Annotated in this window: 20 protein-coding genes; 13 read left to right on the top strand and 7 right to left on the bottom strand. The window is 43.4% G+C overall.

Annotated elements, in window-relative coordinates:
- The first annotated feature begins 333 nt into the window (after positions 1-333).
- The 6 genes from DKT75_RS08790 (at position 334) to DKT75_RS08765 (ending at position 5,691) form a co-directional block, all read left to right on the top strand.
- Positions 334-1,521 carry an ABC transporter substrate-binding protein gene (locus DKT75_RS08790; RefSeq protein WP_109823054.1) on the top strand — a complete coding sequence of 396 codons (1,188 nt, stop codon included), beginning with the start codon at positions 334-336 and terminating at the stop codon, positions 1,519-1,521.
- 79 nt (positions 1,522-1,600) lie between these two features.
- Complete coding sequence (locus tag DKT75_RS08785) at positions 1,601-2,470, top strand: branched-chain amino acid ABC transporter permease (protein ID WP_109823053.1); 870 nt, start codon at positions 1,601-1,603, stop codon at positions 2,468-2,470.
- A gap of 5 nt (positions 2,471-2,475) precedes the next feature.
- Positions 2,476-3,453, top strand: a complete 978-nt coding sequence (locus DKT75_RS08780; protein ID WP_109823052.1) for a branched-chain amino acid ABC transporter permease — start codon at positions 2,476-2,478, stop codon at positions 3,451-3,453.
- Positions 3,450-4,232, top strand: coding sequence for an ABC transporter ATP-binding protein (locus DKT75_RS08775; protein WP_109823051.1), 783 nt, complete (start codon positions 3,450-3,452; stop codon positions 4,230-4,232). Before DKT75_RS08780 ends, DKT75_RS08775 begins: the two co-directional genes overlap by 4 nt.
- Before the next feature lie 5 nt (positions 4,233-4,237).
- On the top strand, positions 4,238-4,957 hold the full coding sequence (locus tag DKT75_RS08770; RefSeq protein WP_109823050.1) for an ABC transporter ATP-binding protein: 720 nt from the start codon (positions 4,238-4,240) through the stop codon (positions 4,955-4,957).
- Between the two features lie 35 nt (positions 4,958-4,992).
- Entirely contained in the window at positions 4,993-5,691 is a 699-nt protein-coding gene (locus DKT75_RS08765; protein ID WP_109823049.1) for an aspartate/glutamate racemase family protein, read from the top strand.
- A gap of 188 nt (positions 5,692-5,879) precedes the next feature.
- Here the strand turns inward: DKT75_RS08765 and DKT75_RS08760 are convergent, their stop codons facing one another.
- Complete coding sequence (locus DKT75_RS08760) at positions 5,880-9,725, bottom strand: DUF3683 domain-containing protein (RefSeq protein WP_109823048.1); 3,846 nt, start codon at positions 9,723-9,725, stop codon at positions 5,880-5,882.
- 312 nt (positions 9,726-10,037) lie between these two features.
- Between DKT75_RS08760 and dld the strand changes: the two genes are divergently transcribed.
- Positions 10,038-11,744 carry a D-lactate dehydrogenase gene (gene dld, locus DKT75_RS08755; RefSeq protein WP_109823047.1) on the top strand — a complete coding sequence of 569 codons (1,707 nt, stop codon included), beginning with the start codon at positions 10,038-10,040 and terminating at the stop codon, positions 11,742-11,744.
- A gap of 79 nt (positions 11,745-11,823) precedes the next feature.
- Here the strand turns inward: dld and serA are convergent, their stop codons facing one another.
- Positions 11,824-13,056, bottom strand: a complete 1,233-nt coding sequence (gene serA, locus DKT75_RS08750; protein WP_109823046.1) for a phosphoglycerate dehydrogenase — start codon at positions 13,054-13,056, stop codon at positions 11,824-11,826.
- A gap of 243 nt (positions 13,057-13,299) precedes the next feature.
- Here serA and DKT75_RS08745 point away from each other — a divergent pair, with 243 nt between their 5' ends.
- Positions 13,300-14,034 carry a glycerophosphodiester phosphodiesterase family protein gene (locus tag DKT75_RS08745; protein ID WP_158278817.1) on the top strand — a complete coding sequence of 245 codons (735 nt, stop codon included), beginning with the start codon at positions 13,300-13,302 and terminating at the stop codon, positions 14,032-14,034.
- 9 nt (positions 14,035-14,043) lie between these two features.
- Here the strand turns inward: DKT75_RS08745 and mreD are convergent, their stop codons facing one another.
- From mreD to DKT75_RS08730, 3 genes are all read right to left on the bottom strand, one after another.
- On the bottom strand, positions 14,044-14,538 hold the full coding sequence (gene mreD / locus DKT75_RS08740; RefSeq protein ID WP_109823044.1) for a rod shape-determining protein MreD: 495 nt from the start codon (positions 14,536-14,538) through the stop codon (positions 14,044-14,046).
- A 2-nt stretch (positions 14,539-14,540) separates the two neighbouring features.
- A complete protein-coding gene (gene mreC / locus DKT75_RS08735) occupies positions 14,541-15,380 on the bottom strand; it encodes a rod shape-determining protein MreC (RefSeq protein WP_281271409.1) in 840 nt (279 codons plus the stop codon).
- 97 nt (positions 15,381-15,477) lie between these two features.
- Positions 15,478-16,542 (bottom strand): rod shape-determining protein, encoded by a 1,065-nt coding sequence (locus tag DKT75_RS08730; RefSeq protein WP_109823042.1) that lies wholly within the window; start codon positions 16,540-16,542, stop codon positions 15,478-15,480.
- A 231-nt stretch (positions 16,543-16,773) separates the two neighbouring features.
- Here DKT75_RS08730 and DKT75_RS08725 point away from each other — a divergent pair, with 231 nt between their 5' ends.
- From DKT75_RS08725 to DKT75_RS08715, 3 genes are all read left to right on the top strand, one after another.
- Complete coding sequence (locus DKT75_RS08725) at positions 16,774-17,562, top strand: alpha/beta fold hydrolase (RefSeq protein ID WP_109823041.1); 789 nt, start codon at positions 16,774-16,776, stop codon at positions 17,560-17,562.
- Positions 17,563-17,671: 109 nt separating this feature from the next.
- The gene (locus tag DKT75_RS08720) at positions 17,672-18,850 is read left to right on the top strand and encodes an MltA domain-containing protein (RefSeq protein ID WP_109823040.1); all 1,179 of its coding nucleotides are present in this window, start codon (positions 17,672-17,674) and stop codon (positions 18,848-18,850) included.
- A gap of 246 nt (positions 18,851-19,096) precedes the next feature.
- Positions 19,097-20,290 (top strand): hypothetical protein, encoded by a 1,194-nt coding sequence (locus DKT75_RS08715; RefSeq protein ID WP_109823039.1) that lies wholly within the window; start codon positions 19,097-19,099, stop codon positions 20,288-20,290.
- On the opposite strand, the gene DKT75_RS08710 is transcribed toward DKT75_RS08715, so the two are convergent.
- Positions 20,287-22,071 carry an ABCB family ABC transporter ATP-binding protein/permease gene (locus DKT75_RS08710; RefSeq protein WP_109823038.1) on the bottom strand — a complete coding sequence of 595 codons (1,785 nt, stop codon included), beginning with the start codon at positions 22,069-22,071 and terminating at the stop codon, positions 20,287-20,289. The genes DKT75_RS08715 and DKT75_RS08710 overlap by 4 nt on opposite strands.
- A 56-nt stretch (positions 22,072-22,127) precedes the next feature.
- Entirely contained in the window at positions 22,128-22,952 is an 825-nt protein-coding gene (ppk2, locus tag DKT75_RS08705; RefSeq protein ID WP_211665305.1) for a polyphosphate kinase 2, read from the bottom strand.
- A gap of 319 nt (positions 22,953-23,271) precedes the next feature.
- On the opposite strand from ppk2, the gene rluB reads away from it, so the two are divergent.
- Together rluB and DKT75_RS08695 are read left to right on the top strand one after the other, a co-directional pair.
- The gene (rluB, locus tag DKT75_RS08700; protein WP_109823037.1) at positions 23,272-24,078 is read left to right on the top strand and encodes a 23S rRNA pseudouridine(2605) synthase RluB; all 807 of its coding nucleotides are present in this window, start codon (positions 23,272-23,274) and stop codon (positions 24,076-24,078) included.
- 387 nt (positions 24,079-24,465) lie between these two features.
- Positions 24,466-24,565: pilin (locus tag DKT75_RS08695; RefSeq protein ID WP_146201345.1), on the top strand; the 100-nt coding region annotated here is incomplete at its 3' end.

The raw sequence follows: 24,565 nt of genomic DNA, 5'->3' as shown, positions 1-24,565 counted from the left end.
AGGTGAAAATTGACAATCAATAATAACATTAAATACCTTTTCTAGTACGGGTTATTAAAGTATTTAACTCTAATATAAGCAGTGCTTAGAGCGTTGATCTTTATTAATAAAAGGTGCTCATTTTGGTGCATTTTTTCCAATCAGGTTATTTAGATTCTAGGTGTCAGGTTTATCATAAGCCATTACAGTTAACCGCAATTAAAATCATTTGTTAACAATTATATATAAATTGTTGACAATCTTTTAATTGTTAGACATTAATGAAAAGGACTGCAATAAGCCTCGACGAGATGGTGGAGCAGAAATTTTTCAAAAAATCCTGAGGAAAAAAGTATGAACAAGCGTTTGTTTCTGAAGACTGCAATAGCAGGTATTTTATCGGTAGGATTGTTTAGTGGTGTTGCATTAGCTGCCAATGAAACACTGAAGATTGGTTTTGTCGGTGTTACCAGTGGACCAGCAGCAGCTTGGGGTATATCAAACCAGCGCTCAATGGAAACGCGTGCAGCGTGGATCAACGAGACTGGTGGTTACAAAATAGGCGATAAAACCTATGACATCGAAATCGTAGCGTTTGATGATCAGAAAGATCCAAAGCGTGCCATTGCTGGTATGGAGAAAATGGCACAGGAAGGTATTCACTATGTGGTTGGACCAAACGTAGATGATGGCGCGGCAGCGGTTAGACCGGTTGCTGAGCAAAACGGCATTATGTATTTCCCTTATGCTTTCCCAAAGTCTCTTTATGAAGCACCAGCGTCAAATGCAGTATTGGGTATGGTAGCTAACTACCAATCTGGTCCAGCTATTTACAAGTACATGAAAGATGAGAAAGGCGTTAAGAAAGTCGCTTTTGTTGCGGCTAACGAATCTGACCCACTTAGTCAGCGTACAGGTGGTGTGGCAGCAGCTAAAGCACTTGGCCTAGAAGTTGTCTCAGACAGCGTTACTTACCAAGTAGACACAACAGACTTTACGCCTGTGTTATTGCCAGTCGTTCGTTCTAAGCCAGACCTACTTGTGCTATCAGGGGTATCACCTGCGAATGCGCCACAGTTGATTCGTTCAGCACGTGAGCTTGGCTACACAGGTCTGATCTCAACTGAAACGGCTCAAGACGCACTAGTACTGAAAGAAGGTGCTGGTGATCTTGCGAATGGCTTCATCTCAGTCGGTGGTGCTTCAACACCAGAAATCGCAACAGACATGATGCGTGAATTCGTTGAGCGTTACACCAAGATGTTTGGTGAGTACAACGATGAGTCAAACACAAAGGTGTACGCACTTGAGTACATTCTAGAAACGCTAAAAGCTGACCCTGCTGGAATCACAGATGCTGCTGCGTTTAAGAAAATAATGGATACATTTGAAGCACCAAACCCTTACATGAAAGGTGATGCAGTGCTGAAATATGTTGGTATGTCTTCGTTTGGCCAGAAGCGTCAAGTAGCGGTTCCATTGGTTGTAAATGTTTATAAAGACGGCGCGTTTGAAACCCTGTTTGTTGCTGAAGTAGATTAATAGTGACGGCATAGCGTTTAATTTAGCCGCTCTTCCTTTGAAGGGCGGTTATCAATTTTGAAAGTCTGCGGGGTGGTTCATGGAGCAAGTTTTAGCTAACGGTCTTTACCTAGGCGCACAGTACGCGCTGATTGCATTAGGTTTGACCCTGATATTTTCTCTAATGAATGTGCTTAACTTTGCACATGGCCAAATGTACGTATTTGGTGGATTCGTTACTTACACAGTCGTTGCCCAGCTTGGTTTACCTTTTATCGTAGGGCTTATTCTTTCAGGCATCGTATTAGGTGTGATGGGAGCCTTAATAGAAAAGTACCTTTTCCGGCCAGTGATAGCCCGCTCCACACGGGAAGAAAGCACCATGCTACTTGCCGCAGGCATCGCGTTTTTTCTCGATGCTGTAATCCTCTTGTTGTTTGGCGAAAAACAACGCGGAATCCCAAAAATTATCGATGGTGTTCTCAATTGGGACTACCGAATCATCATGCCCTATGACCGTATTCTGATTGGCGTATTGGCCATTGCAGCCATCTGTATTTTCATTATGTACATGCAGTACTCCAAAACTGGCCGAGCCATGCGTGCTTTAGCTCAGGACAGAGTAGCGGCTGAGCTAATGGGGGTTGATGTTAAATATTATTCAATGATTGGTTTTGCACTTGGCGCGATGCTGGCGGGTATCGTCGGTGGTTTGCTAGTGAGTATTACTGGAATCAACCTTGGCATGGGTGGTCCAGCATCCATTAAAGCATTCATGATGATCATGATTGGTGGTGCAGGGATTATCTCAGGTGCCATAGCGGGTGGTTTTATTCTCGGAATGATGGAGTCTGTTGGGCTTTTAGTCTTTGCCGCTTACGGTGATATCACTTATCTGATGATCTTTGTCAGCTTAATAATTTTCTTAGCCATTCGTCCTCATGGATTAATGGGTAAGCCTTGGGGTTGAAGAATATGAATATTAAAAAGCCTCTATTAGTTATTGTACTTTTACTGGTTGTATTAGTGTTAGTGCCTTGGTTAATCCATGTCTCTGGGCGTTGGGACTTTTACTACACGCTCACCTCGGTAGCCTTACTGTCTATTGCCTCTGCGGGAGTGTGGCTGACGTTTTACATTGGTCGTATCAATATCGGCCAGGGGGCTTATACCCTGATTGGAGGGTATGCTTCTGCCATTTTAGTAACTAAGTTAGGGATGAATTTTTGGCTAACATTACCACTCGCAGGACTGATCTGCGCACTGATTAGTATCGTGATTGGTTTGCCGATCTTAAGGTTACGTGGTGTTTACTTTGCCATGGTCACACTGGTGTTAACCGAGGTCGCGCGGCTCACGGCCTTGGCGTTACCGATTACCAATGGCGCTAAGGGTATTGTGAATATTCCTATGCCGACAGAGCTTAGCTTCTTTGGGATAACCATCATTCCTGACTTCGGAACCTTAGAAAACCCTAAGCTCGCCTTCTACATCGCCTCAGTCATTATGATGGTGCTGTGCTATGCCGCTTTGTATCGCATCGTTAATTCTCGACTCGGCCACCTGTGCCGATCACTGCAACAAAATGAAGAGTTATCTGCGTCGATTGGTGTGAACACCGCTTATTTACGCGTCTTGGCCTATTCGATTTCATCGTTTATGGGCGGCATTGCTGGTGCAAGTTTTGTCAGTATTTCACAGTCTGTGTACCCCTCAAGCTTCCAAGTCGTAGACTCTGTTAACTTCATGCTCAATTGCTTCCTTGGCGGCTTAGGCTTTGTACTGGGGCCGATGCTGGGTACTTTGGTGTTGTACTTTGGCTGGGATCTGTTGTTTACGTTAGGTAAGTATCAACTACTGATCTATTCATCAATGCTTATTTTGCTAATGGTCTGGCTGCCGAACGGCTTGTTGAGCCTCAAGCTATTTAACCGAGGAGCGAAGAAAAAATGACTGCCATTTTAGAAGTAGACAAACTGACTCGGCGTTTCGGTGGTTTAGTTGCCGTAAACAATATTAGTTTTGATGTGAAGCAGGGAGAAATACTGTCAGTTATTGGGCCTAACGGCGCTGGTAAATCGACCCTGTTCAAATTGATTTCCTCATTTCTGAGCACGAGTGCAGGCGAGGTACGTTTTAAGGGTGAGAAAGTCTCTGATTTATCGCCGCATGTTGTAGCTAGAAAAGGAATCGTCCGTACCTTTCAGGAAACCACTATTTTCCGTTCAATGACTACGCGGGAAAATATCATCATCGCCCATCACCTAAGGTCTAAAGCGAGTATGGCGGGCTACTTTTGGGGGAGTGCGCAAGCTAGGCGCGACGAGGCGACATTTGCTAAGTCAGCGGATGAAATTATTCAGTTTTTGGATATGCAGGGTATTGCCGATGAACTGGCCTCGAACCTACCACAGGGAAACTTAAGAGCCTTAGGGATAGCAATTGGCTTGGCGACTGATCCTGAGATTCTGCTACTGGATGAGCCATTCGCTGGAATGAATCACGATGAAACCATGCAAATGGTTGACTTGGTTCGTAGTGTTCAGCGCGAGCGTGGCGTCACTGTAATGCTGGTTGAGCATGACATGCCAGCGGTGATGAAAATTTCCGATCGCATTGTGGTGATTAACTTTGGTGAAAAAATAGCGGAAGGGACACCTGCCGAAATACGGTCAAACGACAAAGTCATCGAGGCCTACTTAGGTAGCGAAGACGACGCCATAGGAATATAAAGCTAATGGAAAACATACTAACATTCGACAATGTTGAGCTTTATTACGACCACGTTTATGCACTGAAAGGTGTGTCTATCTCGGTGGCTCAAGGTGAGACAGTGGCGTTGATTGGCGCTAATGGCGCTGGTAAAAGCTCTATTTTACGTGCAATTACGGGGTTATCCGCGATCAAGTCTGGCTCAGTACACTTCATGGGCGAACGCATAGATGGTCGCATTGCGGCGGATATCGTTAAGCAAGGTATCGCAATGGTGCCAGAAGGTCGGCGCGTTTTTCCACACATGAGTGTGAAAGATAATTTGTTGATGGGGGCATTTACTCGACACGATAAAGCGGGCATCAAAATGACGTTAGATAGTGTATTGGAACGCTTCCCACGCTTGCGAGAACGTTTTAAACAATCCGCAGGGACATTAAGTGGCGGTGAGCAGCAAATGATGGTCATTGGCAGGGCTTTGATGGCAAAACCAAAGCTGTTGTTGTTGGACGAACCATCGCTGGGTATCGCACCGAAGTTGGTCCAAGATATCGCTCGTTCTATTGTGGCGATTAATCGTGATGAACAGGTGTCTGTATTGCTGGTAGAGCAAAATTCACGAATGGCATTGAGTATCTCTAATAGAGCCTATGCGATGTCTACCGGCTCCGTTGCGTTGACGGGTAATTCTAAAGAATTGATGACAGATGATCGGATTAAAGAGGCTTATCTTGGCGGCGTATAAGCTGTTTAAGTGATTGAATGTAAGGCGCATTAACTATGAAAATAACAGTAATAAATCCAAACTCAACTGTGTCGATGACACAAAAAATTGAATCCGTGGCTAAAGCGGTAGCAAGCCCAGATACAATAATATTTGCGACTAACCCAGATGATTCACCAGCGAGTATTGAAGGTTATTATGATGAGGCCTTGAGCCTTGTTCCGATGTTGAAACTCATTGAAGCGCACCCTGAGTCTGATGCTTTTGTGATTGCTTGTTTTGATGACACGGGCTTAGATGCAGCACGTTGTATCACCGATAAGCCTGTGATTGGGATTGGTGAAGCGGCTTATCATATGGCGACATTGGTGGCGAACAAGTTTAGTGTCATCACCACGCTAGAGCGATCAGTTCCTGCTTTAGAGCATAACTTACAACGTTATGGTTTAGCGTCGCGATGCGTCAAAGTTCGCTCATCCAATGTGGCCGTGTTGGAGTTGGAGAATCCCGCATCTAGTGCGCAGCAACGCATCAGAGTGGAGATTGATCAGGCTATTTCTATAGATCGTGCTGAAGCGATTGTGCTGGGTTGTGCTGGTATGGCAGATCTAGCTGATACTCTGTCTAGCGACTATGGTGTACCGGTTTTAGATGGTGTGCGTTGTGCGGTTGCATTGGCAGAATCACTGGTCAGGGTAGGCCTGAAAACGTCTAAGACGATTGGTTATTCAACGCCTATAACAATTAAAGTTTAGGTAAAACGATTTGGAGTGAAAATAATAGAGCTCAAATCTAATCTAACAGACACCTGTGCAAAGTGGGTAATTGTCAGATCAAATCGAGCTACTTCACCCTGCTCGCTAGAAAAATTGAAACCATAAAAAAAACCCGCAGACTAACGTCCAACGAGGCTTTAAATTACTTAGTAACTATTACGTTTAATTTACAGCAGCACCTTCTCAATACCGCCCTTCGTTACTTTCTCAACAAACTCCTCTGACCACTTCTCGCCTTTCATGTTCTTACACATTTCAACAACGATGTAATCCGTATCCATACCTGTTGTATCAGCATAGCGCGACAGACCTTGCTGGCAAGCTGGACAGTTTGTCAAAATCTTCACGTTACCGTTCTTAGCAGTCTCTTCACCTGTAAATTTCTTTACACCCTGCTTCAGTGTCTCTTCTTTACGGAAACGAAGCTGGCTAGCGATATCCGGACGACTCACCGCAAAGGTACCCGCCTCTCCACAACAACGGTCAGTTAGCTCGACCTTCTGACCAACTAAAGTCGATGTAACATCAACAGGGTTGTAGTTCTTAATAGGTGTGTGGCATGGGTCGTGATAAAGGTACTGCACACCCTTCACTCCTTCCATCTTCATACCCTTTTCCATTAGATACTCGTGAATATCTAACAAACGACACCCCGGGAAGATCTTCTCAAACTGATACTTAAGCAACTGATCCATACACGTTCCACAAGATACGATAACAGTCTTGATATCTAAGTAAGTCAGTGCTTGAGCTAAACGATGGAACAGAACACGGTTCTCCGTAGAGATCTCATTACCTTTATCGATATCACCGCTAGACGTCTGCGGGTAACCACAGCATAAGTAACCCGGTGGCAGCACCGTCGTCGCACCGACATCGTATAGCATTGAAATAGTCGCCATACCAATCTGTGAGAACAAACGCTCTGAACCACAACCAGGGAAGTAGAATACCGAGTCACCCTGTGGCTTACTCGGGTCACGAATAATCGGCACCATGTTGCTATCTTCAAGGCCCAACGTTGCACGTGTGGTGCGCATGGGTACGCCCATCGGTAATGGACGCTTCACAAACTGAATGACTTGCTCTTGAATGGCAGGTTTACCCGTCGTTGCAGCAGGCACCTTGTCATCACCTAACAAACCCATCTTCTTGAACAAACTATGACCTGCACGCTGCGCTTTGAAGCCCGCTTGAATCATTCCACCCCGCATAATCTTGATAGTGGTTGGATCTTTGATATTCAAGAACGCCATCGACGCTTTAGTGACAATGCTAGTACGCTTCTGGTTACGTTCCTTCAGAATGTTACGCATTCTGACCGTCACATCACCAAAGTCGATATTCACAGGACATGGGTTTAGGCACTTATGACAAACCGTACAATGATCAGCAACATCATTCATTTCATCCCAATGGCGCAATGAAATACCACGATGGGTTTGTTCCTCATAAAGGAACGCTTCAATCATCAGACCCGTCGCTAAAATTTTGTTACGTGGTGAATACAGTAAATTTGCACGCGGAATATGCGTGGTACAAACAGGCTTACACTTGCCACAACGTAGGCAGTCTTTAATATCGTTATTCAACTCACCTAGCTGATTATCTTCAAACAATAATGCTTCGCGACCAACCAACTGGAGTGATGGCGTATAAGCATTATCCAAACCAGAGCCCGGCATAAGCTTGCCACGGTTAAAGTGACCGTTCGGGTCAACTAACGCTTTATAGTCTGCAAATGCAGTACTGATAGACTCATCGAGGTACTGCATCTTCGTTAGACCAATACCATGCTCACCAGAAATAACCCCATCCAAACCAAGCGCTAACGCCATGACTTGATCAACAATATGCTCAGCTTCCTTCATCATGTCGTAATCATTTGAATTTACTGGAATGTTGCTGTGAACATTTCCATCACCAGCATGCATGTGCAATGCAATAAACAGGCGACTTGAAAGCACTTCCTTATGGATGGCCTTCAACTTGTCACGCATAGGTGCAAGCTCATTACCGGCGAAGATTTCGTTAATTGGCTTCTTTAGTTCTTTCTTATACGAAACAATTAAGTCTTTACGCAGTAGCAAATCAATTACACGATCACTCGGGCGCTGTGCTGCTTTTGCTGAATCATCGTAAAGGTGCTCAAACTCAATCGAAGGCTTGTAAAGATTATCCAGCAGACTCTGCCAGTACTCACGCTTTTGCTTAAGGTGTTCAGATGCACGCTCTTTTTTTGCCACTAAGAACTGAGCACTTTCTTCACTACTTTCGTAATTAGCTTGGTTGTTTAGCTCTGGACTGTCACCCGCCAAGTTCTCAAGTACTTCGTCAATCAAGCGCAGCTTATTCTTCATTGACTGAACGACGTTAATGCACTCGATACCTTCGCTATACTTAGCTAAGTTGTGCAATGGAATAACGACGTCTTCGTTAATTTTAAAGGCATTCGTATGCGCAGCGATTGCAGCAGTGCGTGAGCGATCTAACCAGAAACGACGACGCGCTTCAGGACTGACTGCGGTGAAACCTTCTGCATTACGGGCATTCGCAAGCTTGATGACCATTGAAGCCGCTTCAGAAACCGCTGCTTCATCATCACTGACTATATCTGCGATCAAGACCATTTTTGGTAAGGTGCCACGTGCTGCTTTAGGTGTATATTTTACAGCTCGAACATAACGATCATCCAAATGCTCAAGACCAGAAAGCAGCACCGCATGATTACTATCAAGATAATCTTTTACTTCAACAATCGCTGGAACGGCTTCATGTAAGTCAGTCCCGTAAAACTCCATACACACAGTACGAATATGCTCAGGCATACGGTGAAGCACTAGCTCGGCTGATGTAATTAAACCATCACAACCTTCTTTTTGAATTCCAGGTAATCCACCTAGAAATTTATCGGTTACATCTTTACCCAGACCCTCTTTACGAAAGAAGCGACCTTTGTAAGTCAAAATTTCTGGCTCGCCCTTTTGGGTTTTTCCGTCATGACCATAACGAGTTACTTTAAACTGCACTGTTTCTTGATCGTGAATTTTCCCCATATTGTGGTTAAGGCGTTCAACCTCAAGCCACTCAGAGTCAGGCGTTACCATCTTCCAAGACACTAAATTATCTAATGCTGTTCCCCACATCACGGCTTTCTTTCCACCAGCATTCATTGCGACGTTTCCACCGATAGTCGATGCATCTTGTGACGTCGGATCAACAGCAAAGACTAAACCATTTTCACCAGCTGCATCAGAAACACGACGTGTCACAACACCTGCACCTGCACGGATTACCGAGATTGGCAGACCACTTTCAGACACACCCTCGCGCAACGTAATTTCACTGAGGCTTTCCAGTTTCTCAGTATTAATAACCGCACTCATCGCATCTAATGGCACTGCTCCACCGGTATAACCTGTTCCGCCACCACGAGGAATAACCGTTAAACCTAACTTGATACTCTCTTGTACCAACTGGGCGATTTCCTCTTCGGTATCAGGTGTCAGTACCACAAATGGCAATTCAACACGCCAGTCAGTCGCATCGGTAACATGAGACACTCGCGCCAAACCATCAAATTGAATATTGTCTTTGCGCGTTAAACCTTTGAACGCGGCCAACGCTTTTTTGCGTAAGTCATGATAGTCAGAAAACCATGTATCGAATGTCACAACAGAGCTACGGCAAATTTTAACCAACTCTGCAGCTTCCTTATTACCATCAACACGCGCATGGATATTATCCAAACGTTGGTTCATCGTATCGATCAGTGACTGACGGCGCTTCTGATTTTCAATAAGGTCATCTTGGATATAAGGGTTACGCGTGACGACCCACATATCACCCAAAATCTCCAATAACATATGAGAGGATATACCCGTCTCTCGCGTTTTTCGTAGCGTCTCAACCAGCTCCCATGCACGGGAACCTAGCAAACGTAGAACGATTTCTCGGTCTGAAAATGACGTGTAGTTATATGGAATTTCGCGATATGGATTATCAATACTCATGACTTTGTGTTGTTAATTCGTGGGGGGAATAGTGTAACCTGATTTTATGGTGCTTTATATAGAATCCATTAAAGCCCTATGGAAACTATAGGCGACTGTCATACCTAATAAAAACTCAAAAATAACACTCATAGACAAGCAATCACCTGCAAGCAAATACAAAACACAACTGTAGGTCTAGTATCCTATAACCTTTACACACATTAACGCTATGACATTAGAGTGCATCGACATTTTCCGTTAGAATGTCGAATTCCTGATAACACTAAACTAGTCTTTCACTGGTTTATTTGCCACTCTATGGACCTTGCCATGTCTGATATCCACAACGAACTCATCACTGAACTTAAAGCAATCGTCGGTAATGCATACACGCTGACCGATAGTGCTAAAACACGTCCGTACAGTACGGGCTTTCGTCTTGGTTCTGGCGATGCAATGGCGGTGGTACGACCAAATTCTTTACTTGAAATATGGCAACTACTGAAAGCATGCAACAAGGCTGACGTGGCAATCATTATGCAAGCTGCGAATACTGGACTGACGGGTGGCTCTACGCCTGATGGCAATAATTATGATCGCCCTATTGTTATAATCAGTACTATGCGAATTGACCAGATTCAACTGATTGATAATGCTAAGCAAATTATTGGTTTAGCCGGCAGCACACTGTTTGGCCTTGAAGATACGCTAGGGGTTCACGGTCGCGAACCACACTCAGTCATTGGCTCATCATGTATTGGTGCTTCCATTGTTGGTGGGATTTGTAATAACTCAGGTGGTGCACTGGTGCAGCGTGGCCCTGCCTATACTGAGCTATCGCTATTCGCTCAAGTCGACAACGATGGTGAATTATCATTGGTTAATAACCTCGGTGTTCACCTTGGTGATACACCAGAAGAGATCCTGACTAACCTACAGGAACAAAACTATTCTGAGACTGATATTAAGTACGGACAGAAATTAGCCTCTGATAACGAATACCATGAGCGTGTTCGTGAAATAGACTCTGATACACCTTCTCGTTATAACAATGATGGACGTCGCTTACATGAAGCGGCAGGTTGTGCAGGTAAGCTTGCGGTGTTTGCTGTGCGTATAGATACCTATGAAAAAGCGGCCAGAGAAAAACTGTTCTATGTTGGTACAAATGACCCCGACGTCATGACTAAAATTCGTCGTGATATGTTATCTACCTTTAAAAATCTGCCAGTCTCTGGTGAGTACTATGACGATGCTTGTTATGACGTGAGTAAAAAATACGGCAAAGACACGTTTGTCGTCATTAATAAGTTAGGCTCAAAATACATTCCAAAGCTATTTGCAATGAAGCGCGTGGTGGATAGAATCTCTGGCCATTTCTCTTTCTTGCCGACTAAGCTCTCTGACCACATGATGCAGTTTGCTAGTTACCTTTGGCCAAACCACATGCCAAAGCGAATGGAAGACTACCGGAGTAAGTACCGCTTACACTTCCTTATTGAAACCAATAATGACGGTATAGAGGAAACGGAGACATACTTAAAAGAAACCTTCAAAGAGTCAGAAGGCGACTTCTTTGCATGTACGCAAGACGAAGCGGATAAAGCCATTTTACACCGCTTTGCAATCGGTGGTGCGATTGGTCGTTACCACACACTTAATAGCAAAGATAACGGCGCAATCATGACTATTGATGTGGCCTTACGACGCAATGAAAAGGAATGGTTCCAAGAACTACCAACAGATATTGAAGACAAAATTGCTAATAAATTCTATTACGGTCACTTCTTTTGTCATGTTATGCACCAAAACTACATTATGAAGAAAGGCACAGATGCAAAAGCAGTAAAAGATCAGATATTAACCATGTTTGATGAACGTGGTGCTGAGTACCCTGCTGAGCATAACGTCGGTCATGAGTATGCAGCTAAAACGGATTTGAAAGCGTTCTATAAGACATGTGACCCAACAAATACCTTTAATCCGGGTATTGGTAAAACAAGCAAACTTAAACGTTGGGCCGAACAAGAGAAGTAAGCAGCGCTTTATAGCTGGTATAAAAAAAGGGGTACAACTATCGTTGTACCCCTTTTTCATGTGCGATGTCTTTAGTCTATTAGAACAAACGACGACAACGAATAGTGCCTTGAATCTCTAATAACTTCTGCAGTGCAACCTTTGAACAATCAGCATTCACATCAATCACTACATAACCCACTTTGTCATTAGTCTGTAAGTACTGACCCGAAATATTAATATCATTCTCAGAGAACACACTATTAATCGCTGAAAGAATACCTGGTACATTACGGTGAACATGAAGTAAACGGTGCACACTAGAATGCGCAGGCAGAGCCACTTCCGGGAAATTGACAGAAGTAATAGAAGATCCATTATCACTGTACTTCACGAGCTTTTCAGCAACTTCATAACCTATGTTTTTTTGAGCTTCAACCGTCGAACCACCCACGTGAGGCGTCAAGATCACGTTGTCGAACTCACGTAATGGCGAGATAAATTCCTCAGCATTACTACGCGGTTCTACAGGAAATACATCAATTGCTGCTCCATGGAGCTTACCCGAGCGCATTGCATCGCAAAGGTCATCAATCACAACAACCGTACCGCGTGCTGCGTTAATCAAGATTGCACCGTCTTTCATTTCTGCAAACTCAGCAGCGCCGATCATATCTTTAGTTGAAGGTACTTCTGGCACGTGCAATGTAATAATATCGCAGGTATTCAATAGCTCTTTCAAGTCAGCCGACTGCTGAGCATTACCTAGCGCCAACTTATTGATGACATCATGGAAGTAAACTTCCATTCCTAAGCCTTCAGCCAAGACACTCAACTGCGTACCAATACTACCGTAACCGATGATACCCAGCTTTTTGCCACGGATTTCGTAGGAGTTTTTTGCAGATTTCTGCCACTCACCGCGATGTGCTTTAGCATTTTTCTCAGGGATACCACGAAGCAACATAATGGCTTCGGCAAGAACCAACTCAGCAACCGAGCGAGTATTTGAATAGGGTGCGTTAAACACTGCAACACCTTGATGCGTTGCAGCTTCAAGGTCCACTTGGTTAGTACCAATACAGAAACAACCTACAGCAACCAACTTATCCGCTGACTCAAGCACTTTTTCAGTCAGCATCGTACGCGAGCGTAGACCTACAAAATGAGCGTCTTTAATGCTCTCAAGTAATTCCTCTTCTGGCAATGAGCCCTTATGGTATTCAATATTGGTGTAGCCATTAGAATTTAGCGTGTCGACTGCGGACTGATGCACGCCTTCCAACAGCAAAATTTTAATCTTACTTTTTTCCAGAGAGGTGGAGTTGCTCATCTTGATTGTCTCTTGGGTTAGTCTATAGCTGAATGCTATGTTGATCCGTGAAATGGGCGATCATATTAACATAGAATTTTTATAAAAAGGCGGCCTCATAACTTGCGTTTCAACACTTAATATGGACTCAAATTACTGTTCAATTCTATGCTTTATTGACCAATTAATAGTCTTGATATCCGCTTGCTCTGGAAACCTCTACAGTAAATCCCGTATGATTGAATTAAATCTATGGAGAACATCATGAAGCCAATAATCATTGCTCACAGAGGGAATAATTTTTCGTTCCCAGAAAACTCACTCGCAGGACTTAGCTCTGCTTTTGAGCTTGGATGTACTGCAGTAGAGTTTGATGTACAAATGACAGCTGATGGGGTTATAGCTATCATTCATGACGTGAAAACTAAGCGGACTTCTGACACTAATAAAGCTGTTTTTGAAAACTCCTTTCAAGACTTAAGCACCGTAAGCGTGCATGAGCCAAAGCGCCTTGCAGAGTCTCACAAGCCAACACCTATTAGTCGCCTTGAAGACTTCTTACCTTTACTCAATCAGTTTCCAAACAGTCACGCCTATATCGAAGTGAAAAAGCAAAGTTTGACTAAGTGGGGACATCAAGAAGTATTGAGCAGTCTATTGCCGCTACTCAATCAATACAAAGGCCAGTGCACAATTATTTCTTTTGACCTACACGTATTGGAGCTAGTGAAAGAATACAGCCCGTTAAACGTAGGCTGGGTACTTAACTATTACAACCAGCGCTCACTTAATTACGCAAACCGCGTAAAGCCTGATTTTTTAATTATTGATCAAAAGAAGCTAGCGCTGGATACAGCACCTTGGCAAGGCGAATGGCAGTGGATGGTCTATGGCGTTGAGAATGCTGACTTAGCATTTGCGCACTATAACAATGGCGTACAGCATATTGAGACTGATCACTTACCATTACTACTCAGTGATCCTCGACTCACCCCCTAGCGCCACAGCCTAATCGTCGAAACGATTGGCTGCCATAAACAGTCGAGATAACAGCCAGTGATACACTGGCCAAATAATCAAACTACCAGCCAAAGACAACCAGTACATCCAGGCTGTCGGCGAGTTGCCGGTGAAGCCTAGTACCCAAAGGTTAATAAGATGGTATACACCCAGCGCTACCAATAAAACGGTTAGCTGGTGACTCAATGTAAACACGTTAATACGTAAGCGCATACGCATCGTAATAAAGACCACGACACTTAGACCTAAGGCATGTTGACCAAGGCTCGAACCATACTGAGCATCCAACAACAGCCCGGCACACCATGCCATGGCTATGCTTGATTTTCTTGGCTGCAATAACACCCAATGTACTAGTGTTAATGCAACCCACTGTGGACGCCAAGTCAGCAGTCCGTCAGGTAATGGGAGTAATGTCAGCGCAAATGCAAACAGCATTGATACCAAGACTGCGCCACGAAAACGCATTACATAAGGTTCCATTCTTACGGCTTCTCCGCTGCTTCGGCTTCTGCATCAGAAGCTCGCAATACGCTAATGTGGTTTGAACGCCAAATCAAAATAACTTCTCGGCTCTTACTAAAGTCCACAAGCGTTCGCGCCTTTACACGCATGAATGAATCACCTGGGTTGTAAGCCACTGAAGCAACCATCGCAACAGGAAAATCAGCTGGGAATAATTGGCCTAATCCAGAGCTGAAGAAGGTATCGCCAGTACGGATATCGACATTCGCTTCAACATTTTTTATCTCAAGCTCGTTAGTACGTCCAGAGCCGACAGCAATGGCACCCAAACCTGTTCGGTTGTTTCTAACCGGAATAGCGTGCTTGGTATCTGTTAGCTGAAGAATCACGGCAGAGTTAGGCTCAACTCGGAACACTTGACCGTAAATACTGTTTCCAGCTAAAAGCACTTGGCCACGATACAAGCCATCCTTTGAGCCTTTATCAATACGCACTGTCTGACGGTAAGGGTCACGAGAGACTGATAAAATTTCAGCCAACATGAAGCGTTCTTTTACCGACTGAGTCGCATTGAGTTCTTTACGGAAGCGGATATTTTCTTGAGCGATAGAATGGTATTTCTGATCACGCGCTGCATAAATATTCACAAGCTCTTGAAGCTTAGCGTTCTCGCTTTTCATCGTCGCGTGATTGACAAAAAACTCTCTCATCTCTCTTGACGCCTGAAATGGCGCATCGACGGCAAGCTGGAGTGGATGCAATACAATATTTAGCGAGGTACGAATCGGAGACAAGCTCGAATCACGATAGTCCATAAGTACCATTGTGACTGATAGCATCGCTGCTATTAAAAATTTAATTAGCAGCGAACTCTCTAGCCGATTTTCACTGAAATCGTCGATGGGAAGTCTCCCGAAGTCTTTTTTTTAGAGCGGCCTGATCAGACCACTTTCGTATTTAGTTATATTGTGACGAGTAGTCAGATGCCCAAAAATCAAACCCATCATCGTCCATACGCTCAAGAATACGACCACCACCACGTGCAACACACGTTAGTGGGTCATCAGCAACGAGTACTGGTATCCCTGTCTCTTCCATCAACAAGCGATCTAAGTCACGTAACAACGCACCACCACCTGTCAAAACAATACCGCGATCAGCAACGTCAGCACCTAACTCAGGTGGCGTTTGCTCAAGGGCTGTCTTTACTGCACTAACAATACCAAATAACGGCTCTTGCAGTGCTTCTAGAATCTCATTACTTGTCAGAGTGAAACTACGTGGGACACCTTCTGAAAGGTTACGACCCTTCACTGTAATTTCCATCAATTCTTTACCAGGATAAGCAGAACCGATTTCACATTTGATTTGCTCAGCCGTTGCTTCACCTATCAACATACCGTAGTTACGACGAACGTAGCTGATAATCGCGTCATCAAGACGGTCGCCACCAATACGAACGGATGCAGAGTAAACGATACCGCGAAGCGACATGATCGCAACTTCTGATGTACCACCACCGATATCCAATACCATCGATCCGACTGCTTCATCAATCGGCACGCCAGCACCAATTGCTGCTGCCATCGGTTCTTCAACTAAGAATACTTTTCGAGCACCCGCGCCCATTGCTGAATCTTTGATTGCACGTCGCTCAACTTGAGTGGCACCACAAGGTACGCAAATCACAACGCGAGGTCTTGGACGAAGAATGCGTCCACTATCGACTTTACGAATAAAATGCTGAAGCATTTTTTCAGTGTAAGTAAAGTCAGCAATCACCCCATCTTTCATCGGACGAATCGCAGTAATGTTTGACGGTGTACGCCCCAACATTTTTTTAGCTTCTATACCGACTGCTTCAATTTTCTTTGGACCACCCGGACCACGATCTTGGCGAATCGCCACTACCGAAGGCTCATCCAACACAATACCCTTACCACGCATATAAATTAATGTATTGGCTGTTCCCAAATCAATTGAGATATCGTTGGAAAACAATCCGGAGAAAAATTTAAACATATAAATCCATTTCTAGTTATCGTGGCTAAACTGGTTGGCTGACAGGGCTTTAAAAACCCCGCTCTAATGTAGCAATGACAGCATATTTGAGCAACCGTTTGACCTTATTATATTAATAAGTTATCTAAAGAATTATAACTGGATATTTACTGATCGTTAATTAATAATTGGAACTAAATTACGACACTTTCAATATACCCCCACCTAGCTAACCATATCCCGCCTAAATTCATGACAAATACGCAACTCAATTACAAACAATTCGGTGACACAAACAATCCTGCTCTGTTTATGCTTCACGGCTTACTCGGGTCAATGGATAATTGGCGAGGCCAAGCACAGAATCTGTCATCACATTTCAACGTGATTACACCTGATTTGCGTAACCATGGTCACTCACCCCATTTGTCAGGTATGCGTTATAAAGACATGGCAGAGGACGTTTTGTCACTCGCTGAGGACCTTGGCATTTCATCATTTGATTTACTTGGTCATTCTATGGGAGGAAAGGTCGCTATGAACCTTGCTCTCAATCATTCTGAACGGCTAAACAAACTTATTATTGTAGATATCGCGCCGAAGTCGTATCCATTATGGCACTTGCCTATTTTTAATGCACTACTATCGTTACCTGTTCACGAAATTAAATCGAGAAAAACAGCAAACGACATGTTGATTGACAGTATTGAGTCATCTGTAGAGCGTGCATTTTTACTTAAAAACCTCAAAAGCGATGGATCTGGTGGCTACAAGTGGCGTTGTGACTTATCTGAAATCACACGTACTTATCTTAATGTTGCCAATTTTAACGCTACCGCTGGTGTCACGTTTGATAAGCCAACACTATTTATTAAGGGTGGACAGTCTCCTTACTTGGATCCTGTTGAAGATCAGGAAAAGATAACATTATTATTTCCACAAGCCTCAATTATCACCATTGAAGATGCAGGGCATTTGCCGCATATCGAATCAGCAGAAACATTTAGCGAACAGGTAAATAGCTTCTTGGGACTAAGCTAAAAGAGAAATAACGCTTCATCTGAAACTACCGCTCATGGCTTGTCATCAAACCTTGAACTGGCATAATCGTACTCATACCCCAAAATAATAACAATAAAATGAGTGCCTTATGAAACGACAAAACGCTGTTAAGGTAGTTTTTGTTCTGATGGCTAGCTTAGTTACTACAGCCGCTATCAATGCAAAACCCAATATCTTAAATGAGCAACTAATTGCTTCACTAGACCGCTACTCGCATTCCCCTTTCGACGCTAATGACTACTCAATGCCTGATATGGATGATGAGTACTCAACTATACGGATACCTGAAAAAAGTCTCTCGATCACAAAAGATTTACGGACAGGTTTACACCAAGCGGTTCGATACCTAAAAACTAAAAAACCAAATGATGTCGTCGCAAAGAAAGGCTTAAACCTTCCAAACCGAGTGCTCACAAACACACTTCATAGCCTTTTACTCTGGGACGGTGCAATTGCGCCTGATGCATTGCAGTATGAATTTAACTTAGTACCGTTAGCTAACAATAATCAATCAGTCAGTAAATTTACGGGCTATTACACACCGATTATTAAGGCTAGTCATAAGAAGAGCACTGAGTTTAGCTACCCTATTTACCGCTCGCCTATGTCGGGCAAGTTACGTTTATTGAATCGACGAGCCATTAATAAAGGCGCCTTAGCTAATAAAGGTTTTGAAATAGCATGGACTAATGACCCTGTAGGTTACTTTTACATGCAAGTTCAAGGCTCAGGAATATTACAGTACCAAAACGGTCACCGTGTCTCTTTAACTTTTGATGGTTCCAACGAAAAGCGATTTGGTAAAATCAGTCAATACATGGCAAAAAAAGGCTATCTAAAAGGGAACCTTGGAAGAGAAGCGATACAAAACTGGCTTTACTCTAATCCAAGCCAACTTGAACATGTCTTGAATCAAAACCCACGCTATATTTACTTCAAAAAGACTCACGGGGAGCTTCGTACTGCGTCTGGTATACCTTTGGTAACAGGTCATTCTATTGCTGTAGATACTAACTACACACCGTTCGGATCTGTTGTATTGGCAGAGGTTCCTATTATCAATAGCAAAGGCCAAACACTCGGTACCGAGTGGAAACTGCTTCTTCCTAAAGATAGAGGCAGTGACATCACGGGGCCTGCACGTATCGATATTTATACTGGCCAAGGTGAATCTGCTCGTTTAACAGCCAACCACATGACGGGTAACCACCGCGCTTATGTCTTAGTTAAACGTGAAAATACCAAGCTCAGCAAAAACGATCGCTAAACGATAATTATTTCGTACAAACTTACGTCATAAAGGTGCGGTTAATACTATAAACCGTACCTTCTACTCCGCACCCTAAGTAATTCTGGTAGCAAATACGCTATAAGTGCAAAAGGTATTTTCAATGCTATACTTAAGATTGCGAATATTCACGAACATTCGTTCAAACACTAATTAGAATTAAAACAGTAAACAGCGACTGCTGTAGCGAGAGTAAATAGCGTGAACTATCGACCTAATCACATAATGACACTGGTAAAACTCTCAAGTTTTATTATTCTCTTCTCCTTTAGTAGTCACTCTTTAGCGGCTGATAATATTGTTTCTGAAAACCCTTGGCTTAGTATTTTTATCGCGGCTATTTCAGGTGCTGCGTTAGTCACGTCACTCTGGGCAATGCTGTTAGGCCGCAAGTCGATGAAGAAGGACCGCGAGTTTGTTACCGTCCTTAAGAAGACTATTGTTAAAGACCAAAAGCACATTGATAAGTCACTTCGAGCAATCAAAACAAGTGAAGAACGTGCTGAAAAACTGGTTGAAAAGCTAGTTCATCAAAGTAACTCTCTAATGAGTAAACAGCATGGCGCTTGGACTAGCTCAGAAAAAATTCAGGAGCTTGCAGAGAGTGCTGAAGAAGCTGAAACTAATCTTCGCCACAAAGGCTATATATTAGAAAGACGTATTGAGCAGACTCAAGACATCTGGGACAGAAGATTGGGTGAAACCGAAAATACGGTAATTAAAGTAGAACAAGAACTTCGAGAAGGTCTTAATAATCTAGATGTTGGCATTAAGCGTGTACAACAACAAGATGCACATTCTTATCAGCTAGCACAGCACATCACTGCTCAGCACAACATCCAACTAGACAATTTAGACGCAAACAACACGCTTGCTGAAGATGTTCGTAATAGTCTTAACAAAACACTTAAAGAGTCAGCTAGCCTTCTAGAACAACTCCAAGGTCACAAAAACAAAGCAAATGACGCTTACAAACTGTACCTTGAGAATATCGATGCGAACGAAAACGACCTTTACACCCAATATGATGCAGCCTTCCAAAATGCGGATATGGCTCGACAAGAACTGAACGCTAATGTCAGCGAAAGTCGCTTGCATGTTGAATCACTTCGTCGCTACGAAGAACAGAGTCGCTATATAAAAGAAACAACAGAGAGCAACTTAAAGCAGCTTGATGTGAAGTCTATTAATCAACTCGCAGACACGCTTGATACCACTCAGCAAACATTTGAAGCGTTAAGCCGTAAAGTATCTGAAGCACAGCAGGCGTTAAGCAGCTTAAACCAAGTTAATTTAAACGCGGATAATGAAGACGAGAGCCGCAGCACCGAGACTCGTTATTATCAAGATGCTGCGGGAAGTGATACGACACTCGTTTCATTTTTCACGTCACGTAAACAAGCAGAGTTGAAAGACTAACTTTCCTCTGCTGCTTCTTGCTGTAAGTCCCACATGCGTCGGTACTCGCCCTTCTTTTGCATTAGCTCGGAGTGCGAGCCACGCTCTATGATTTTCCCACCATCCATTACTAATATCTGATCTGCATCTATTATCGTTGATAAGCGGTGAGCAACAACCATCGTTGTTGTTGTGGTCGACACTTGCTTTAAGGTCTGCTGAATCGCTTGTTCCGTTGAACTATCAAGCGACGAGGTTGCTTCGTCAAAGACCAATATATCTGGCCGTTTCAAAATAGCACGAGCAATTGCGACACGCTGTTTTTCGCCACCGGACAACTTCAAGCCTCGCTCCCCTACTTTGGTATCCCAACCATCTGGCAAACTTTCGATGAAAGTCTCGATCTGTGCCAAAGCCGCAGCTTCTTTAACTTCTGTCTCAGAAGCATCAAGGTTTCCGTATTGAATGTTATAGCGGATGGTGTCGTTAAACAGGACGGTATCTTGCGGCACAATACCGATCGCCTTTCGTAAGCTATCTTGTGTCACATCATGAATATTTTGATCATCAACCGTTATTTTTCCTGCGCTCACGTCATAAAAACGGAATAGCAAACGCGCTAACGTCGACTTACCTGCCCCGCTATGACCTACCACTGCAACGGTCTGCCCTGCTGGCACCGTAAAGCTCACACCTTTTAATATCTCGCGGTCAGCTTGGTAAGCAAAATGGACATCTTCAAAACTAATAGACGCCTTACCCACTTCAAGTTCTTTCGCTTGGTCGATATTTTGGATTTCTGGCTCTTTCGTTAATAGTTTAAAGACAAGATCCATATCTGCCAGCGTATATTTAAACTGACGATAAATAATACCAAGCGCACCTAGCGGGATAAATAGCTGCAACATAAAAGCATTGACCATTACTAAGTCACCAATACTCATCTGCTTATCAACAACTTGACTGGCCGCAAAGAACATAACAACGGTGACACCAATCCCAATAATGGCATTTTGACCAAAGTTGAGGAGTGACATTGAAGACTGACTTTTAACCGCAACAGCTTCCCACTCGGACAACGTTTTGTCATATCGTGTTAGCTCAAGTGACTCATTATTAAAGTACTTCACGGTTTCATAGTTGATTAGGCTATCAAAAGCATGACTGTTCGCTTCTGAGTCTAAGCGGTTCATATCGTGACGATACGATATACGCCAGTTGCTGATGGCAACCGTGAATGCGACGTAAATTAGAATGGTGCCGAAGGTGATTAGCGTGAATATGACATCGTAATTAGCCAATAAAATAACGGCTACTAAGGTGAACTCGACAAAAATTGGGATGAAACTAAACACCAAAAAGTTCATCATGGTACTGACGGAGCGGGTTCCACGCTCAAGGTCACGACTAATCGCCCCCGTTTTACGCTCTAGATGAAAACGTAACGACAAGTTATGTAGGTGTTCTAGTACTTGGTTTGAGAGTTGACGCATTGCGTGATAACGAACTCGTGCAAATACGGTGTCACGTAGTTCACTAAATAAAGAGTTTGCGAGCTTTAAAGCACCGTAAGCTAATAGCAAACTAACAGGCAAGACGAGTATTTGTGTCGATGAGTCAAAGCTATCTATAATGTCTCGTAATACTAACGGCACGCCAATATTTGCCCACTTCGCGGCAATTAAACACAGTAGTGCAAAGATTGCTCTGCCTCGATAGGCTTTGAGGTACGTTAGTATGCGTCTTAAGTTATCCCAATCATTTCGATTGCCATGTTCAATTTCATCACGCGCTGTAAACATAAAAATGCCCCCTTAGTAAGGAGGCATCATAGTGTATTCTGAGCTTGATTAATAAATTAACCTTGCGCCAACTGCTCCTTTTTATAAAGCTTTGACACTGAGCCAACGATTAACTCATCGGGCTTATAGACAACTGAAGTATCCTTGTCAGGATAATCGAGCTCGTTTAAGAAGTAGCGCATACAACTAATTCGGGCTCGTTTTTTATCATCTGATTTGACGACCGTCCAAGGCGCATCGGCTGTATCCGTATTAAAAAACATGGAACGACGGGCATCCGTATATTCATCCCAACGGTCTAGTGAAGCCACATCAATAGGGCTTAGCTTCCACTGTTTTAACGGATCACTTTTCCTAGCCCGGAAACGTCTGAGTTGTTCCTGGCGAGTGACCGAGAACCAAAATTTGAATAATATCGTGTCAGAGTTTACTAACATACGCTCGAATACGGGTGCTTGACGCATAAACTCTAAGTGATCTCGATCTGAACAAAAGCCCATGACTTTCTCAACACCTGCTCGGTTATACCAAGAGCGGTCATACATAAGAATCTCACCAGCTGCCGGCAAATGACGTACATAACGTTGAAAGTACCACTGACCTAACTCTCGCTCACTGGGTTTTTCTAAAGCAATAACGCGTGCAATACGAGGGTTTAAGTGCTCAGTAAAGCGTTTTATTGTACCTCCTTTACCCGCCGCATCTCTTCCCTCAAAGATCATCACAATCTTTTTGCCTTCTTCTTTTGCCCACTTTTGTACTTTTAGTAGTTCAATTTGTAATAGAAGCTTCTCTCTTTCGTACTCGACGAGTTTCATTTTTTCCGAGTAAGGATACTGGCCGTTGGCATAGGTGATTTTTAACAGGTCTTTCCCAGCCATGCTGACAGAGCCATCCATGACAAGCTTTGCATCTGTTAAGCCTACTAACAAGTCAGCGGCAGAGGTGTCATCAAGCTCTGTTGGGGCTTCGTTTACTTTAGTTTCATCTGGCAAAGGTTCTTTTAGAATAGCGGGCATAATCAAACACCTTGTGACGTAGGTTTAAAAAACGAGATAGTACAGAAACTAGCAAACACCTAATCACTATGCAATGACACCCTATTAAGAAGTCAAAGATAAAACAAACTGGCGATATAAGCCCTTATATGGGTGCGTGCACTGTGAGATAATGTCGAATACTTTTTTATGGAAGACCCCCATGGCTGAACGAATTCAAAAAATGCTGTCCCGCGCAGGTTACGGCTCGCGTCGAGAAATAGAACGCTGGGTTGAAGAAGGCGTTATTTTGGTTAATGGTATGAAGGCTACTCCTGGTCAAGCTATCGAGGAGACTGACCAAGTTAGTCTACGAGGGCAACGTTTACGAATTAGCCAGCGTCTAGTGGCCAAACCACAAGTGCTTACTTACCATAAAAAAGTAGGCGAAATTTGCACGCGTAATGATCCTGAAGGTCGTCCGACCGTTTTTAAGAACTTACCTGATCCGAGTAGTGGCCGCTGGATTCAGGTAGGTCGTTTGGACATTAATACTGAAGGCTTGCTGTTGTTTACAACGGACGGTGAACTAGCAAACCGCTTAATGCACCCTTCTTATAAAATAGAACGTGAATATGCTGTGCGTGTGATGGGTAATGTGACTGAAGAGATGCTAACGGCGCTTAAAGCAGGCGTTATGTTGGAAGATGGCTTGGCTAAGTTTGAACAAATCATCTATGGCGGTGGTGAAGGAATCAATCAGTGGTTCCACGTAATTTTGCATGAAGGTCGTAACCGTGAAGTACGTCGTCTATGGGAAAGTGTTGGCTGTAAAGTTAGCCGTTTGACACGTGTACGTTACGGTACTGTGAGTATGCCGCGTTACTTACGTAATGGTTACTCTGAAACACTAGAGCCAAAAGCGATGCGTGCTATATATAAGAGTGTCAATCTTGAATTTGAAGAGCCTAGTCCGCCAAAAGGTGGCAAGAAGCCTCGAAAAATTCAGGGTGGCCGCAAGGGTGGCTAGAGGTACACACTATAGTTTTGTGTGAATTGCTTAAAAGAACAATATAAAGATTGAAGATAAACCGTCTATCACCATTCAGCTTATCTAAACCTTATATTGTGCAAAATAAAACCGCTTGATGCTTTTAGCTCAGGCGGTTTTTTGTGTCTGGGCATTAAAAACGTCAGTAACCTGTCTCTAAGTGACATTAAAGGTGACCATAAGTGACGATTGAGCAGGCCAAAGTAGTTGTTTGAAATGTATATAATATAATAAAAACAATTTAATTATTTTAATTTTCAATGACTTAATGAGAACCCATGAAAACTTGGCATGGCTTCTGCAATGTATTAATCAGATAGTTAATAACAACTACATAATAAACTTAATAATAAGAGAGATATAAAAATGAGAAAGCAACTCCAGAAAGGTTTTACACTAATTGAATTAATGATCGTAGTCGCAATCATCGGTATTTTGGCTTCAATCGCGCTTCCTGCTTACCAGG

Origin of the sequence: Leucothrix arctica (assembly GCF_003172895.1) — a bacterium.
GTDB lineage: Bacteria > Pseudomonadota > Gammaproteobacteria > Thiotrichales > Thiotrichaceae > Leucothrix > Leucothrix arctica.
This window is presented reverse-complemented; position numbering and strand designations above follow the sequence as displayed.